The organism is Streptomyces sp. NBC_00306, assembly GCF_036169555.1.
Taxonomy (GTDB): Bacteria; Actinomycetota; Actinomycetes; order Streptomycetales; family Streptomycetaceae; genus Streptomyces; species Streptomyces achmelvichensis.
Genome location: NZ_CP108032.1, coordinates 490221 through 505058 on the forward strand (window position 1 = coordinate 490221; position 14838 = coordinate 505058).

14 protein-coding genes are annotated in these 14838 nt (G+C 71.2%); 7 read left to right on the forward strand and 7 right to left on the reverse strand.

Going from position 1 to position 14838, the window contains the following annotated elements; all coding sequences use genetic code 11:
* The first annotated feature begins 181 nt into the window (after positions 1–181).
* From OHA05_RS02195 to OHA05_RS02210, 4 genes are all read left to right on the forward strand, one after another.
* Positions 182–1792, forward strand: a complete 1611-nt coding sequence (locus OHA05_RS02195; protein ID WP_328859603.1) for an MFS transporter — start codon at positions 182–184, stop codon at positions 1790–1792.
* A gap of 232 nt (positions 1793–2024) precedes the next feature.
* Positions 2025–2945 (forward strand): hypothetical protein, encoded by a 921-nt coding sequence (locus OHA05_RS02200; RefSeq protein WP_328859604.1) that lies wholly within the window; start codon positions 2025–2027, stop codon positions 2943–2945.
* Positions 2946–3159: 214 nt separating this feature from the next.
* Positions 3160–4362 carry an epoxide hydrolase family protein gene (locus OHA05_RS02205; protein WP_328859605.1) on the forward strand — a complete coding sequence of 401 codons (1203 nt, stop codon included), beginning with the start codon at positions 3160–3162 and terminating at the stop codon, positions 4360–4362.
* A 68-nt stretch (positions 4363–4430) separates the two neighbouring features.
* On the forward strand, positions 4431–5396 hold the full coding sequence (locus tag OHA05_RS02210) for a nucleoside hydrolase (RefSeq protein WP_328859606.1): 966 nt from the start codon (positions 4431–4433) through the stop codon (positions 5394–5396).
* A gap of 101 nt (positions 5397–5497) precedes the next feature.
* Here the strand turns inward: OHA05_RS02210 and OHA05_RS02215 are convergent, their stop codons facing one another.
* The 3 genes from OHA05_RS02215 to OHA05_RS02225 all read right to left on the reverse strand — a co-directional run bounded on the left by OHA05_RS02215 (position 5498) and on the right by OHA05_RS02225 (position 7283).
* Positions 5498–6148, reverse strand: coding sequence for a hypothetical protein (locus OHA05_RS02215; protein ID WP_328859607.1), 651 nt, complete (start codon positions 6146–6148; stop codon positions 5498–5500).
* Positions 6148–6762, reverse strand: a complete 615-nt coding sequence (locus OHA05_RS02220) for a hypothetical protein (protein WP_313948138.1) — start codon at positions 6760–6762, stop codon at positions 6148–6150. The genes OHA05_RS02215 and OHA05_RS02220 overlap by 1 nt, the downstream gene beginning before the upstream one ends.
* 299 nt (positions 6763–7061) lie before the next feature.
* Positions 7062–7283 (reverse strand): DUF5999 family protein, encoded by a 222-nt coding sequence (locus tag OHA05_RS02225; RefSeq protein ID WP_328859608.1) that lies wholly within the window; start codon positions 7281–7283, stop codon positions 7062–7064.
* Between the two features lie 376 nt (positions 7284–7659).
* On the opposite strand from OHA05_RS02225, the gene OHA05_RS02230 reads away from it, so the two are divergent.
* Complete coding sequence (locus OHA05_RS02230) at positions 7660–8142, forward strand: DUF6069 family protein (RefSeq protein WP_313948136.1); 483 nt, start codon at positions 7660–7662, stop codon at positions 8140–8142.
* 98 nt (positions 8143–8240) lie between these two features.
* Here OHA05_RS02230 and OHA05_RS02235 read toward each other — a convergent pair whose 3' ends face one another.
* From OHA05_RS02235 to OHA05_RS02250, 4 genes are all read right to left on the reverse strand, one after another.
* The gene (locus OHA05_RS02235; protein ID WP_328859609.1) at positions 8241–9422 is read right to left on the reverse strand and encodes a 4-hydroxybenzoate 3-monooxygenase; all 1182 of its coding nucleotides are present in this window, start codon (positions 9420–9422) and stop codon (positions 8241–8243) included.
* Positions 9423–9555: 133 nt separating this feature from the next.
* Complete coding sequence (locus OHA05_RS02240) at positions 9556–10746, reverse strand: thiolase family protein (protein ID WP_328859610.1); 1191 nt, start codon at positions 10744–10746, stop codon at positions 9556–9558.
* Positions 10747–10777: 31 nt separating this feature from the next.
* Complete coding sequence (locus OHA05_RS02245) at positions 10778–11422, reverse strand: CoA transferase subunit B (RefSeq protein ID WP_328859611.1); 645 nt, start codon at positions 11420–11422, stop codon at positions 10778–10780.
* A complete protein-coding gene (locus OHA05_RS02250) occupies positions 11422–12195 on the reverse strand; it encodes a CoA transferase subunit A (RefSeq protein ID WP_313948132.1) in 774 nt (257 codons plus the stop codon). Before OHA05_RS02250 ends, OHA05_RS02245 begins: the two co-directional genes overlap by 1 nt.
* A gap of 190 nt (positions 12196–12385) precedes the next feature.
* Here OHA05_RS02250 and OHA05_RS02255 point away from each other — a divergent pair, with 190 nt between their 5' ends.
* Complete coding sequence (locus tag OHA05_RS02255) at positions 12386–14038, forward strand: IclR family transcriptional regulator domain-containing protein (protein WP_328859612.1); 1653 nt, start codon at positions 12386–12388, stop codon at positions 14036–14038.
* Between the two features lie 241 nt (positions 14039–14279).
* Positions 14280–14747, forward strand: a complete 468-nt coding sequence (locus tag OHA05_RS02260) for a DUF5709 domain-containing protein (protein ID WP_313948130.1) — start codon at positions 14280–14282, stop codon at positions 14745–14747.
* The last annotated feature ends 91 nt before the right edge of the window (positions 14748–14838 follow it).

Sequence of the window (14838 nt, forward strand, 5' to 3'; positions counted from 1 at the left end):
GCTTCGGCGTGGGCAGCATCGTCCACACCCCGCTCCGGCACAGGTGCGCCACCTTGCCCCGGCACCGGCGCGCCACCTCCCCCGGGCAGCCCATTTGCACACGCCTGTGCAAGTAACTAGTCTGCACATGAGCGTGCAAATAACTGTGCTCCCCCCATCCCCTCCCTCGAAAGACCAGACGATGCCTCTCCTCGCGAAGACGCCGGTCGACAGGATGGACACGCCCTATGCGCGGCGCTGGTGGGCGCTGCTGGTGCTGTGTCTCAGCCTGCTGATCATCGTGATGGCCAACACGTCACTGATCGTCGCGGCCCCGGACATGACCCGTGACCTGGGCCTGAGCAGCAGTGATCTGCAATGGGTGATCGACGGCTACACCGTGCCGTATGCGGCGCTGATGCTGGTCCTCGGCGCGATAGGCGACAAGTACAGCCGCCGGGGTGCCCTCGTCGTCGGTCTGCTGATCTTCGGCGCGGGATCGGTCATGGGAAGCCTCGTCGACGAGACCGGGCTGGTCATCGCCGCCCGCGGGATCATGGGTGTGGGGGCCGCCGTGATCATGCCGGCCACGCTGTCCCTGCTCGTGGCGACGTTCCCCCGCAAGGAGCGAGGCCGCGCCATCACCGCCTGGACCGCCACATCGGGCCTCGCCATCGCGGTCGGCCCCCTGGTCGCCGGCTGGCTGCTGGAGAACCACGCCTGGGGCTCCACCTTCCTCATCAACGTCCCCATCGTGGTCCTCACCCTCGTCGGAGCCCTGACGCTGATCCCGCCGTCGAAGGCGGAGGGCATGGGACGGCTCGACTTCGGCGGCGGACTGCTGTCCATCGTCTCGATCGCCGCACTCGTCTACGCGATCATCGAAGGCCCCCACTTCGGCTGGGGCACCGGTCCCGTCGCCGCCGCGGTGGTCGCCGCCGTGGGCCTGCTGCTCTTCGTCCTGTGGGAGCTGCGTCATCCGCAGCCCATGCTGGACGTACGCAAGTTCAGGATCCGTTCCTTCAGCGGCTCCATGCTCGCCGTGCTGTTCTTCTTCTTCGGCACCTTCGGCTCGATCTACTACGCCACGCAGCACCTGCAGTTCGTGCTCGGCTACGGAGCGCTGGACACCGGCGTACGTCTTCTGCCGCTCGCCGGCGCGGTGTTCGTGGGTGCCGCTCTCACCGGACGCCTCACGCCCAAGCTGGGCATGAAGACAACGGTGGTGGCCGGCATGGTCATCGGCACCGTCGGCGTCCTTCTGCTGACGCTGATCGACACCGACTCCACATACACGGACTTCGTCGGGCCCCTGGTGCTGCTGGGAGTGGCGATCGGGCTGAGCGTGTCCCCCGCGACCGACACCATCATGTCGACGTTCCCGGAGAACGAACTGGGCGTCGGCGGCGGCGCCAACGACACCGCACTCGAACTCGGCGGATCACTGGGAATCGCCGTCCTCGGCTCGCTGCTCGGGACCACCTACCGCAGCGAGCTGACCGACCTGGTCGGCAGTCGGCTGCCCGCCGCGGCCCTCGACACCGCGACGGACTCCGTCGGCGGAGGCCTCGCCGTCGCCGAGCGCCTGGCCCAGGACCCTGCCGTCGGGCCCCAGCAGGCACAGGCGCTCCTCGACGCCGTCCACCAGGCGTTCGCCCAAGCCGTGTCGAGCACCAGCCTGGTCGGAGGCATCACGATGGGCGCGGGCACGCTGCTCGTGCTGTTCGTCCTGCCGGGCCGTAGGCGGCGGAAAGCCTCCGCGGAGGAGGCGGCGGCCAAGACGCCGGAGCAGGAGACCACGACGGTCGGCTGAACCGTCCGGCGGTGAGACGGACCGTGGCCGGGCTCCGGAGTTCAGGGGCGTCCGTCGGGGTTCCGGAGTTCAGGGGGCGTCGGGGTTCCGGGGAGAGGCAGTTCACTCCCCGGAACCCCGACGGTCGCGGTCGCTGCCCCTCGACCGCGCTCCCTTCCCGGCCGGGCTCCAGAAGCGACGCCGGTCCGGCGGTGGGAGAATCGATCACGGGGGCAGCGCCCGCTGGAGGACCGTGGATCTGGAAAGCGTGACCGACGAGCTGTACCAGCTGCTGCCCCAGGACTTCACGGCCGCGCGCAATGAGCGCGCGGCCCGGGCCCGCACAGCGGGAGACCGCGAACTGGCCGCACAGATCAAGGATCTGCGGCGTCCGACGCTGTCGGCCTGGGCCTGCAACCTTCTCGTACGGCAGCAGCCGGAGAAGGTGCAGCCGTTGATCAGCCTGGGGGAAGGGCTGCGCCAGGCCCATCAGCAGCTCGACGGTGGGCAGCTGAGGGAGCTCGGCCGGCAGCAGCACGCTCTCGTGGGTGCGCTGGCCCGGGAAGCGCGGAAGCTGGCGGAGGCGGCCGGCCAGTCGGTCGGCGAGGCGGCGCAGCGCGAGATCGAGGACACGCTGCATGCCGTGCTCGCCGATCCTCGGGCTGCCGAGGAATGGGCAGCGGGACGTCTGGCCAGGCCGCTGAGCGCGGCCGTGGGTTTTGCCGGGGCAGTGCAGACCACGGTGCCTCCCCGGGAGAAACCGGCCACGCCGCCGGGCCGCCCGGCGAAGCCCGAGAAGCGGACACAGTCCCGTACGCAGACGCGGTCGCGGGCCGAGGAGCGGGAACAGCGCAAGCAGGTCGACCGGGCCCGGAAGGCGGCCGAGACCGCCGAAGCCGCGGAAGAGAAGGCGCGTGCCCTGGAGGCGGAGCAGCGGGAGGCCGAGTCGGAGAGGGATCGGGCGGACAGTGCGCGGGACGAGGCCGAGGAAAGGGTGTCGGAACTGGCCCGGGAACTCAAGGCCGCCCAGCGGAAGCAGAAGGACGCCCGCGCGGAGGCACGGACCGCGCGCGACACCGCGAAGGCGGCCGAGCATGCCGCGAAGTCGGCGCGCCGCGAGGCGTCGGCGGCGAGAAAAGCGGCCGAACGGCCGGCGGCGCAGACCCCCGAATGAGCCCCGGTGCGGCCGCCGGTGACCGCGCGCGCCGCTTCCCGAGCCGCCACCGACCAGGTGCCGACCGCCTCCGGGTTCCGCCAACGACCCCGGCTCCGGCCGGCCCCCGGCGGTCGACGGGCCCGGATCGCCGCCCGACCTGGGATGGCGCCCGTGGGAGTCTGCTGAAAATGCGTCGACAGACGGCCGCAGCACAGAGATAGCATCCGTCGCCGTGACGACCTCGAACGACGACAGCATCCGCCCCTTCCGTATCGACATCCCGCAGAGCGAGCTCGACGACCTGCACGAACGTCTGGACCGCACCCGCTGGCCGGACGAACTGCCCGGGGCAGGCTGGGACTACGGAGTCCCGCTCGGTCACTTGCGGGAGCTCGTCAGGTACTGGCGGCACGAGTACGACTGGCGGGCGGCGGAGGCCGCACTCAACGCATGGCCGCAGTTCACCACGACGGTCGACGGGGCGACCATCCACTTCGCCCATCTCCGGTCCCCGGAGCCGGACGCGACACCCCTGATCGTCACGCACGGCTGGCCGGGCTCCGTCGTGGAGTTCGCCGCCGTCGCCGGCCCGTTGACCGATCCGCGGGCGCACGGAGGCGACCCGGCCGACGCCTTCCACCTGGTGATGCCCAGCATCCCCGGCTTCGGACTGTCCGGGCCGACGAAGGAGCGCGGCTGGGAGTTCCAGCGGGTGGCCGCCGCCTTCGGCGAGCTGATGGCGCGCCTGGGCTACGAGCGGTACGGCACGCAGGGCGGCGACTGGGGTGCGGCCATCGCCCGTGAGCTCGGCCGCATCCACCGCGACCGGGTCATCGGTGTCCACCTCAACCTCCTGCCGGGTGCGGCCGCGCCCGAGGAGCCGGGCGCCGAGGTTCTGGCCGCCCTGAGCCCGGCGGAGCGCGAGCGGACGCACGCCTCCTGGGAGCGCAACAAGGTGTGGATCCGCGAGCGCCAGGGCTATGCCGACATCCAGGCGACACGGCCGCAGACCCTGGCGTACGGACTGACGGACTCCCCGGTCGGCCAGCTGGCCTGGATCGCGGAGAAGTTCCACGAGTGGACGGACAAGCGCGAACACCCCGAGGGCGCTGTCGACCGCGATCACCTGCTCACCAACGTGATGCTGTACTGGCTGACGCGTACGGCCGGATCGTCCGCCCGCATCTACTACGAGCGCGCACACGCGGCCTATTGGGGCATGCCGCCGGACGTGTCGGACGCGCCGACCGCGCTCGCCGTCTTCCCGATGGACAACTTCATTCCACTGCGCCACATCGGGGAGCGGACGAACACCTTCGTGCGCTGGACAGAGTTCGACCGCGGAGGGCATTTTCCGGCGATGGAGGTGCCGGATCTGCTGGTCGGCGACGTACGGGCGTTCTTCCGGAGCCTGGCCGGCCGACGTCAGGTCTGATGTCCGCCCCGCGGGACGGGCCGAGGGGCACACTGAACACGCTGCCGATTCTGACGACGAGGAGCACCGTGCCGCCCGTTCCGATCATCATCGACTGCGATCCCGGACACGACGACGCCATCGCCATCATGCTCGCCGCGGGAGACCCGGCGATCGATCTGCTGGCCATCACGACCGTGGCCGGCAATCAGACGGTGGAGAAGACCACGCTCAACGCGCGCCGTGTCTGTACGGTCGCCGGCATCACCGACGTTCCCATCGCGGCGGGGTGCGCTCAGCCGCTCGTACAGCCCCTTCTCGTGGCGGAGGACGTCCATGGCGACTCGGGCATGGACGGCCCCCGGTTCGGGGAACCGACGGTGGACACGGTTCCCGAGCACGCAGTGGAGTTGATGTACCGGATCCTGACCGGGCATCCGGAGCCGGTGACCCTGGTGCCGACGGCGCCGTTGACGAACATCGCCCTCCTGCTGACCCGGTATCCCGATGCGGCGGGCCGTATCCGCGAGATCGTGCTGATGGGCGGCTCCACGGAGCGTGGCAACCGGACCCCGGCCGCCGAGTTCAACATCCATGTCGATCCGGAGGCCGCGGACATCGTGTTCCGCAGTGGTGTGCCGGTCACGATGTGCGGCCTCAATGTCACGCACCAGGCTCCGGCAACCCCCGACGTATTGGCGCGGCTCGACGGACTGGACACGGAACTGAGCCGTATGTGCGTGGAGTTGATGACCTACTTCGCCTCCACGTACCAGCGGCTGTGGGGCTTCACCTCGCCGCCGGTGCACGATCCGGTGGCGGTGGCGCGGGTCATCGATCCGGCGATCGTGCGGTGCGTCGACGCGCATGTCGCGGTCGAACTGCACGGCCGGTACACGCGCGGGGCGACGGTGGTGGATCTCCATCAGTATCTGGAGAGGCCGGTGAACGCGCGGGTCGCCGTGCACCTGGAGACCGAGTTGTTCTGGGACCGGGTGATCGCGGCGGTCGACACGCTCGGGCGCCGGACGGCGAGCCCGCCCGCATCAGCGTGAGGTCTGCGCCTGACGGGGGCGCCGGGCGGTGGATCCCCGCGCACGGATGAGGCCCGGCCGATGGCCGGGCCTCATCCGTCGACAGCCGTCAGTCACACGCTCTACAGACGCAGCAGTCGTTCCGTCATCTCGCGGTAGGAGCGCAGCGCAAGGCGCAGATCCTCGGTGTCCGCCTCCCTCGAGCCGCCCTTCCCCTCGCCGTGCCAGTCGGCGCGAAGGGCGCGGCGCTGCTCCGTGAGCGCGGTCGTGATCTTCTGGGCGGCGTCGTCCATGACCGCGGCCGCGTCCTCGACGGCGTGCCGCGGGGCGTCGACGAACCCGCTGAGGGAGTCGTGCAGACGACGGGCCAGCTTCTCCCGCTCATCCTGCGCGATCAGATGACCCGGTGTCTTGTGCTCCTGCGGCTCGGAGTGCGCGGGGCCGGCCGGAGCGCTGTGCGGAACCGGGGTGTCGTGGGACTCCGGAGTCCTGGGCACGTCCGTGGTCCCGATCCGCTGTGCGGTGGCGTCGGCGTCGGCCGCCACCGGACGGGCCGGTTCACGGGTGCCGGTCGCGGCGGCGGGCTCGACGAACGTCGCCGGTCCGGCGGGCTCGCGGGGCTCGACCGGTCGGCCGGAGTCCACAGGCTTCGCCGGCTCCAGCGGCTCGCCGGACTCGGGCCGTGCGCGGGACGTGGCCGGCTTCTCCGTCTCCAGCGGGTCGGGGGTACCGATGCGCTTCGGTGCCGGGACCTTCTCCTTTTCGTACGCCATCACACGCCACTCCCCTTCGGCTTCAGCAGGTGGCCGCGGCGGCCGCTGTCGACAGGACGCTCACGGGTGGTGCGGGTGTCCTCGGGCCCGGCCGTGACCAGGGCCTCGAAGAGCGCGCGGGCCTCGACCATCGCCTCGCGCAGTTCCTCCGTGCTCGACTTGGCGCGGGTGGCCAGGTGCATACGGCGGTAGCCGCCGACGTGCTGGGCGTGGTGCACGGAGAGGGCGTCCAGGTGCTCGTCGTGCTGCGAGGCCTCGGGGAAGCCCCGGTCCCGAGCGAGACGGGCGACGAGCTTGTCCGCGTCGGCCACCGCCTGGGCCGGGGAGTCGACGAACTGCTCCTGGAGACCGGCCCACTGGGCGACATACTGTTCGCGCGCCTCGTTGGCGAGGGGCTTCGGCCTCAGGTCACCGTGCCGCTTGACCCGTTCGTTCAGTTCGTGTTCCGTGGCCTTGGTGTCGCCGTCGTGGCGGGCGAGCACCCGGTCGTACTCGGGACCGAACCGGCGCTTGAGCCCCCGTCCGCCTCCCTTGCCCGGGCCGAGGTAGAACACCGCGGCGACGACGATCGCAACTACCGCGACCAGTGCGACGATGGTCAGGACTGTGGACATGGCTGCCTTCCCGTATCACGTGTCATGTGCCCAACTCGGTGAATTCGCTTGCTGGACGCCGTTCGAACGCCGGGTTGCCCGGATTGCAGCGGCCAAACCGGTGGTGCGAGGGCGCCCGTGCTCACGACGGACGGAAACACCGTCGGACGGAGTCGGACGAGCGAGAACACGCGGGGCGATGCCGGCCGGCTGTGGCACCGGCGGCTGTCCGGGTCAGCGGGTGGTACGCGAGGGCGGCGGGTCACGCGAGGTGATCGGTGAGGGGAGTCCTGACGGGCACATCAGGCGGTTCGGACAGGTCAGGCGGCGACGGTCAACTGCCCACGGGAAGGCGGGGTGGTGGCGAGAGGACGGTGCGGCGGGATGATCTCACCGTCCGGCAGCAGCTCGCCGGTGTCGTCGAAGACGACCGTGCCGTTGCACAGGAGGCTCCAGCCCTGTTCGGGGTGGGCGGCGACGATACGTGCGGCGTCACGGTCGGGGTGGGCGGCGGTCGGGCAGGTGGGTCGGTGTGTGCACATCTCATGTCTCCGATTCCTGAATCTCCGGGTCTGTCTCTCATCGCGTCCGGACTCGTGTCGAGTCCGGGTCTCTCATCAAGGATGCTGCGCTCCGTACGTCTTGTTTGTGTCACCGGATACGACCGGGCCGGCAACGAGAACTCATCGGATCGCGGCGGCCGTTCCGTGTTTCGTTCTGTGCTCCGTTCTCTGGTGCACACGGTTTCGTCGTGCTCCGTTCCGTGGTGCACACGAGTCTGTCACCGGGGTCCGACAGTGCCGGCTCCGGCGATCTCGACACCTCGGAGAAAACTCTGCCGGAACCGATGAGTTCACGGCCACGGTCCCGTCTGCCTCGATGACACATGCAACCCGTCATGCGCCAGGAGGCAGCATCATGACCACCACGACCCTCACCACCGAACCCCGTACCTCCCGTGCGGCCCGCGTGTTCCGTGCCGCAGTGATCGCGCAGCCCGTGTGGCGGGCCGGAGTCGTCGCCGCCGTCGCGGGGGCGATCACGACCGAAGTCTTCGCCACCGTCGCCCGTGGCGCGGGCGTCCCGATGGAGGCGGCGAATCCCGGCGCGGATGCGGCGGCGGCGATCCCACCCCTCGGTTTCGCGTTCGGTGTGCTCTTCTGGTCCGTCGTCGGCATCGTCCTCGCGGTGCTGCTGGCCCGCTTCGCCAAGCGTCCGGCCCGTACCTTCGCCGTCACGACCGTCGCGATGACCGTGCTGTCCCTCGCACCGCCGTTCATGGCTCCGCACACATCGCTCTCGACCCAGATCGTCCTGGCCCTGTCCCATCTGGTCGCCGCGGCCGTGATCATCCCGGTGCTGACGATCCGGCTGACGCACCGTCGCCCCGCCGCGTCCTGACCGGTGGGTGCGACAGCCCGCTCGGAGACCCTCTGCCGCGGACAGGGTGGTGGCCCCCGGATCCCGGGGGCCACCACCCTGTCCGCACTCGTGCCGCCTCAGCCGACGGGGAGCCCCGTGTAGTTGTCCGCCAGCTCCGCCGCCGCGTGCCGCGAGGTCGCCAGGCGGTTCAGCTGGGCCAGTTGCAGACGGGTGTCGAAGGCGGACTGGGCCGGATCGGTGTGGAGCATCGTCGTCATGGAGTACGAGAAGTACTCCGCGCGCCAGACCCGGCGCAGGCACGTGTCGGAGTAGGCGTCGAGGAGCTCCGCCGATCCGGTGTTCTGTTCGTGGATCAGGGCGCGGGCCAGGGTGATCACGTCGGATGCCGCGAGATCGAGGCCCTTCGCCCCCGTCGGTGACACGGCATGGGCCGCGTCCCCGGCCAGGAACACCCGGCCGTACCGCATTGGCTCGGTCACCGAACTGCGCAACGGCAGCACGGTCTTGGCGACCACAGGTCCTCGTCGGAGCTGCCACCCGGGGTCGCTGTCGAGGGCGAACCGGGCGTCCAGCTCGTCCCATACCCGGTCGTCGGGCCAGTCGGCGGGATCGGTGCCGTTCGGCACCTGGAGACAGAGACTGCTGACCGTGGCGGACCGCATGCCGGCCAGGGCGAACCCACGACCGGAGTGTGCGTAGATCAACTCGTCGTACACGGGCGGCGCCTCGGCGAGAATGCCCAGCCACGAGTACGGGTGGACCTGCTCGTACGTCGTCCGGACCGACTCGGGGATCGCGGTGCGGGTCACTCCGTCGGCGCCGTCGCAGCCCACGACACAGTCGCAGGACAGCGTCCGTTCCCGTCCCTCGTGGAGGAAGCGGACGACAGGCCGGTCCGTGTCGGCCCCCTCCACCGCGAGCACCTCCGCCTCGAACAACAGCGGGTCGCCCTGGCGCAGTTGGCGGGCAATCAGGTCCTTCACCACCTCGGCCTGCGGGTACACCAACACACTCCGGCCGCCGGTGAGCGCAAGGAAGTCGAGCCGGTGGGCACGCCGGTCGAAGCGCAGCTCGATTCCGTCGTGGGTCATTCCCTCGCGGTCCATGCGCTCGCCGACCCCCGCGGAGCGCAGGACGTCCACCGTGCCCTGTTCCAGGATGCCCGCGCCCTGGCGGCTCTCGACGTACCCCCGGTCGCGGGACTCCAGCGTCACGCTCGCGATGCCGGCGTTGCGCAGCAGCCGGGCGAGCAGCAGCCCGGCCGGGCCGCCCCCGACGATGCCGACGGTGGTGTCCATCAGCACTCCTCCTCCCTGGATGAGGCTCCCTGAGCCGGGCCGATGGTGGGGGCGTTCCCGGCGCCGGGTCAGCTCCCGGTGACCGCGGGCCGGGTCACGGACAGCTCACCGGGGCCCGCCGCCCCCGACACGGTCACCTCTCCAGGACGAGCGCCAGACCCTGGCCCACACCGATGCACAGGGCCGCGATGCCCGTGCCGGAGCCCGCAGCCGCGAGCTGGTGCGCCACTGCTCCGGTGATCCGGGCGCCGGACGCGCCCAGCGGGTGGCCGATGGAGATGGCGCCGCCGCGCGGATTGATCACGGCCGGGTCGAGTCCGGGCCATTGGCCGGCACACGCGAGCGCCTGGGCCGCGAACGCCTCGTTGAGTTCGAGGGTGCCGAGGTCACCGACCCCTCGGCCCGCCTTCTTGAGTGCGCGCTGTACCGCCTCGACCGGCCCGGCGCCGAAGTACTGCGGCTCGATGCCGGTCACGGCCGTGGCGCCGATGCGGGCCAGCGGTTCCCGGCCGGTGGCGCGCAGACCGTCCTCGTCGGTGAGGAGCAGAGCGGCGGCGCCGTCGTTGAGCGGTGAGGAATTGCCCGCCGTGACCGTGCCGCCCTGGCGGAAGACGGGCTTCAGCTTGGCGAGTGCCTCGATGGAGGTGTTGTCGCGGATGCACTCGTCTCGGGCCAGGTCGGCGCCGTCGACGGGGACGACCTCGGAGTCGTACAGCCCCGCGTCCCAGGCACGGGCGGCCTTCTGGTGGCTGGCGAGCGCGAAGGCGTCCTGTGCCTCACGGTCGATGCCGTAGCGGTCGGCGACCAGTTCGGCGCCTTCGCCCAGGGCGACCGTCCACTCCTCGGGCATCCTCGGATTGACCATCCGCCAGCCGAGCGTGGTCGAGAACATCTCCTGGTGGCCCGCGGGGAAGGCGCGTTCGGGCTTGGGCACGACCCAGGGCGCGCGGCTCATGGACTCGACACCGCCCGCGACGGCGATGGACGCGTCTCCCACGGCGATGGCACGGGCGGCCTGGATGACGGCCTCCATACCGGAACCGCAGAGCCGGTTGACCGTGGCGCCGGGCACGGTGACGGGCAGTCCGGCCAGCAGCACGGCCATGCGTGCGACGTCCCGGTTGTCCTCCCCGGCCCCATTGGCGTTCCCGAAGATGACGTCGTCGATCCGCGCCGGGTCGAGGTCGGGCGTACGGGAGACGAGTGCGCCGAGGACGCCGGCCGCGAGGTCGTCGGGCCGGATGCCGGACAGCGCGCCGCCGTACTTGCCGATGGGCGTGCGGACGGCGTCCACGACGTAGACATCACGGAGGCGGTCGGTCATGTCAGCTCCTGGGTGCGGGCGTAAGGGGGTGTCATGGGGTGGTGACGGGCAGACGGACGGGCGCCGCGGTTCTCGCCCGGACCTCGTCGGGGGTGACGTCCGGCGCGGTCTCGACGAGCAGCAGCCCCTCCTCGGTGATGTCGAGGACGGCGAGGTCGGTGATGACGCGGTGCACGCACGCCCTGCCGGTGAGCGGGAGCGTGCACTCCCGGACGATCTTCGGGGTGCCGTCCCGGGCGGTGTGTTCGGTGAGGACGATCACCCGGCGGGCTCCGTGGACCAGGTCCATGGCGCCACCCATCCCCTTGATCATCCTTCCGGGGACGGACCAGTTGGCGAGGTCACCGGTGGCGGAGACCTGCATGGCACCGAGGACGGCGGTGTCGATGTGACCGCCGCGGATCATGCCGAAGGAGAGGGCGGAGTCGAAGCAGGCGGCTCCGGGACGGACGGTGACGGTTTCCTTGCCCGCGTTGATGAGGTCGGCGTCGACCTCCTCGTCGGTCGGATAGGGCCCGACGCCGAGGATGCCGTTCTCGGAATGGAGGACCACATCGACACCCTCGGGCAGGAAGCCGGGGACGAGGGTGGGCAGTCCGATGCCGAGGTTGACGTACGAGCCGTCGGTCAGCTCGGCGGCCGCGCGGGCGGCCATCTCGTTCCGCGCCCACGCCATCAGGCTCGTACCGTCCTCTTCTCGATCCGCTTGTCCGCGGCCTGCCCGGCGTCGAGCACGACCACGCGCTGCACGAACACACCGGGAAGGTGGACGGCGTCGGGGTCCAACTCTCCCGGTTCCACGAGTTCTTCGACCTCGGCGACGGTCACCCGCCCGGCCATCGCGGCGAGCGGATTGAAGTTGCGTGCGGCCTTGTTGAAGACGAGGTTGCCGTAGCGGTCCCCCTTCGCGGCCCGGACCAGCGCGAAGTCGGTGGTGATGCCGTACTCGAGGACGTGCTCCTGTCCGTCGAACACGCGGACCTCCTTGGCGGGGCTCGGCACGGCCACCGCGCCCGTACCGGTATCCGGCCCGGAGGGGGTGTAGCGGAGGGGCAGCCCGCCGTCCGCGATCTGGGTGCCGACACCGGCGGGGGTGAAGAAGGCGGGGATGCCGCAGCCACCGGCCCGCAGCCGTTCGGCGAGCGTGCCCTGCGGTACGAGCTCGACCTCCAGCTCTCCCCCGAGGTACTGGCGGGCGAACTCCTTGTTGTCCCCGATGTACGAGCCGGTGACACGGGCGATCCGGCCGGCGGCGAGCAGGGTTCCGAGGCCCGCACCGTCGACCCCGCAGTTGTTGGAGACGACCCGCAGTCCGCGGACCCCGCGGGCGAGGACGGCCGCGATCAGGGTGTTCGGCACTCCGCTCAGGCCGAAGCCGCCGACCGCCAGGGAGGCGTGGTCCCCGATGTCACCGACCGCGTCGGCTGCGCTCTGCTTGACCTTGTCCATCGCGGAGGTTCCTTGTCATGGGGCGGAAGCACCGACAGGGATGCGGTGGTTCGCCAGATGAACTACAGTTCATTTTTCACTCGGACGAGTGTGCGTTCACCGGCCACGCGATGTCAACGGCCCCACGGGCCGACTGAGGGCCGAGGCCGGGCTCCAGGGCATCGACGCAAGACGACCGCACGGAGGGCCGATGGCCGTCACGACCCCGATCTGCGACGCGGCGCCCCGGGAGGCCGTGGGCCCGCTGATGCGCGGTATCGCCGTCCTCGACGACATCAGCGAGGCGGGCGGACGGGCCACCGTCAGCGAGCTCGTACGCTCCACCGGACTCGCCCGCTCCACCGTCGACCGGATCGCCGCGACCCTGGCGCGCATGGGCTACCTCCGGCTCGACGGACACACCGCCGTCCTCGCGCCCCGGCTGATGGAACTCGGCAACGCCTACCTCGCCGCGATCCGGCTGCCCGGCCCGCTCGGCCCGCTCGCGGAACAGCTCGCCGACTCACTCGACGAGTCCGTCTCGCTTGCCGTGCCCGACGGTGACGGCATCCGCTTCGTCCACCGGACGAGGCGGAGGCGTGCGATGTCGCTCACCTTCGGCATCGGAGACCTCTTGCCGGCCGAACGGACCGCGCAGGGAGCGGTGTTCGCCGCGTCCTGGAGCGAGAAGGAGTGGTCGCACCGGCGCGCACGGCGCGGCGCCGGCCCGCAGGGCCACGCCGTCCTGCCGGCTGCGGATCCCGCCGAAGAGGAGCGCGGCTTCGAGCAACGTGCCGCACAGGCCCGCGCACAGGGCTGGGCCCTGGACGATCAGCTCGTCGAACCGGGCCTGATCACGCTCGCCCTGCCGGTCCGCTCCCCCGACGGCCGGGTGGTCTGCGCCGTCGGCGTGGTGAGCCACACCAGCCGCCATACCGCGGCTTCGATGCGCGAGTCGCTGCTGCCGCGGGCGCGGGACGCCGTGGCCGCGATGGAGGAGCGGCTGAGGACGAGCCGGGTCGCGACCGGGCCCCGGGCGGGCGGGCTCGCCGCCTGGACCGGCGCCTCCAAGCAGGAACTCGGCGCCGAGTTCGTGGAGTCGCTGGCCCGCGGCCTGACCGTGCTCACCGCCTTCGGCGAGGGACGCGCGGAGCTCACGCTCGCCGCGGTCGCCCAGGCCACCGGACTCGCGCGCGCCACCGCCCGCCGCGCGCTGATCACCCTGGAGCACCTCGGACACGTGGAGGCAGGCGAGCGGACCTTCCGCCTCACCCCGAAGGTGCTGACGCTCGGGTATCCGCCGCTGTCGCGCATCACGCTGCCGGACATCGCCTCGCCGCATCTGGCCGCCCTCGTGCGGGAGGTGCACGACTCGGCATCCCTGGCGGTGCTCGACGGCGATGCCATCCAGTACACGGCCCGGGTCGCGACCGGCCGCATCATGAGCGTCAACATCGGGATCGGTACGAGATTTCCGGCGTACGCGGCGTCCATGGGTCGCGTCCTGCTGGCCGACCTGCCGGCGCGCGATCGTGCGGCGCTGCTGGCACGAACGGAACTGCGCGCACTGACGTCCCGGACCGTCACCGACCGGGAGCGGCTCGACGCCGTTCTCGCACAGGTCGCGCAAGACGGATACGCACTGGTCGACGAGGAACTCGAAGAGGGACTGCGCTCCCTGGCGGTGCCGGTGCGAGACCTCGGCGGCCGAGCGGTCGGGGCGGTGAACGTCGCCATGCACAGCAGCCGCCGCACCGTGGACCAGTGCATGGCGGAGGTGCTGCCCGCGCTGCGGTCGGCGGCCGCCCGGATCGAGGCCGATCTGCGCATCGCCGGACGGTTCACCAGGATCCCGTCGTCCTGAGCGGTGGCCCTGCGGCGTCGTCCTGAGCGGTGGCCCTGCGGCTTCGGCCCGAGCGGGGCACCTGCGGCAGCGGACGCCGCCGTCATGGCGACGTGGCTTCCCAGCAGTCCCAGAGGTTTACCCGCTTCTCTTCGGGCACCCGGAATGTGCGACTTTGCGCGTACGCACGCCGGTGCGGCACGCGCTTCGAGTCGTGCCCGCCCACCACGGGGCCGATCTCACGGGAGACGAGGAGCCTGACATGTCCGACGAAGCACGTGGCGACGACGTGTACCAGCCCGACGCGACGGAGAGCCAGAACCGTCCGACCGACGACCTCGACCTGGAGAACGCGATCGGCGAGCGGGATCTGGACGACATCGTCGAGGAAGGCTACTCACCGCCCGAGCGCCCGTTGGGTGTGGGGAAGTACGGCACCACCGGCGAGGAACAGCGGGAGGGTGAGTCCCTCGATCAGCGGCTCGCCCAGGAGACTCCGGACGTCGAACCGGAGCCGGGTGACGGGATCGGCGATCTGCCCCGCGGCGAGGGCGAGCCCATCGACGACGAGGCGGGAGACGCCCGCTCCGGAAGGCTGACCCAGGACGGCTACGCGTCCCGTCAGTACAACGACGTGACGGCGCGGGACGTCGGCATCGACGGTGGCGCGGCGTCCGCGGAGGAAGCCGCGATGCACACGATTCCCGACGAGGAGGACGGCACCCCGTAGCGGCTGCGGGCCCGCCGGGCATCCGCACGGCCGCCGCACGGCGGGACTTCTGCCGGGCAGGTGACTTCAGCGGTTTTGCGGTTACCCGTAA

Coding starts and splice junctions, on each gene's coding strand:
- OHA05_RS02215 (WP_328859607.1), bottom strand. CDS start 6,148: ATGGCGTACGAAAAGGAGAAGGTCCCGGCACCGAAGCGCATCGGTACC.
- OHA05_RS02230 (WP_313948136.1), top strand. CDS start 7,660: ATGACCACCACGACCCTCACCACCGAACCCCGTACCTCCCGTGCGGCC.
- OHA05_RS02220 (WP_313948138.1), bottom strand. CDS start 6,762: ATGTCCACAGTCCTGACCATCGTCGCACTGGTCGCGGTAGTTGCGATC.
- OHA05_RS02225 (WP_328859608.1), bottom strand. CDS start 7,283: ATGTGCACACACCGACCCACCTGCCCGACCGCCGCCCACCCCGACCGT.
- OHA05_RS02240 (WP_328859610.1), bottom strand. CDS start 10,746: ATGACCGACCGCCTCCGTGATGTCTACGTCGTGGACGCCGTCCGCACG.
- OHA05_RS02250 (WP_313948132.1), bottom strand. CDS start 12,195: ATGGACAAGGTCAAGCAGAGCGCAGCCGACGCGGTCGGTGACATCGGG.
- OHA05_RS02245 (WP_328859611.1), bottom strand. CDS start 11,422: ATGGCGTGGGCGCGGAACGAGATGGCCGCCCGCGCGGCCGCCGAGCTG.
- OHA05_RS02195 (WP_328859603.1), top strand. CDS start 182: ATGCCTCTCCTCGCGAAGACGCCGGTCGACAGGATGGACACGCCCTAT.
- OHA05_RS02235 (WP_328859609.1), bottom strand. CDS start 9,422: ATGGACACCACCGTCGGCATCGTCGGGGGCGGCCCGGCCGGGCTGCTG.
- OHA05_RS02255 (WP_328859612.1), top strand. CDS start 12,386: ATGGCCGTCACGACCCCGATCTGCGACGCGGCGCCCCGGGAGGCCGTG.
- OHA05_RS02260 (WP_313948130.1), top strand. CDS start 14,280: ATGTCCGACGAAGCACGTGGCGACGACGTGTACCAGCCCGACGCGACG.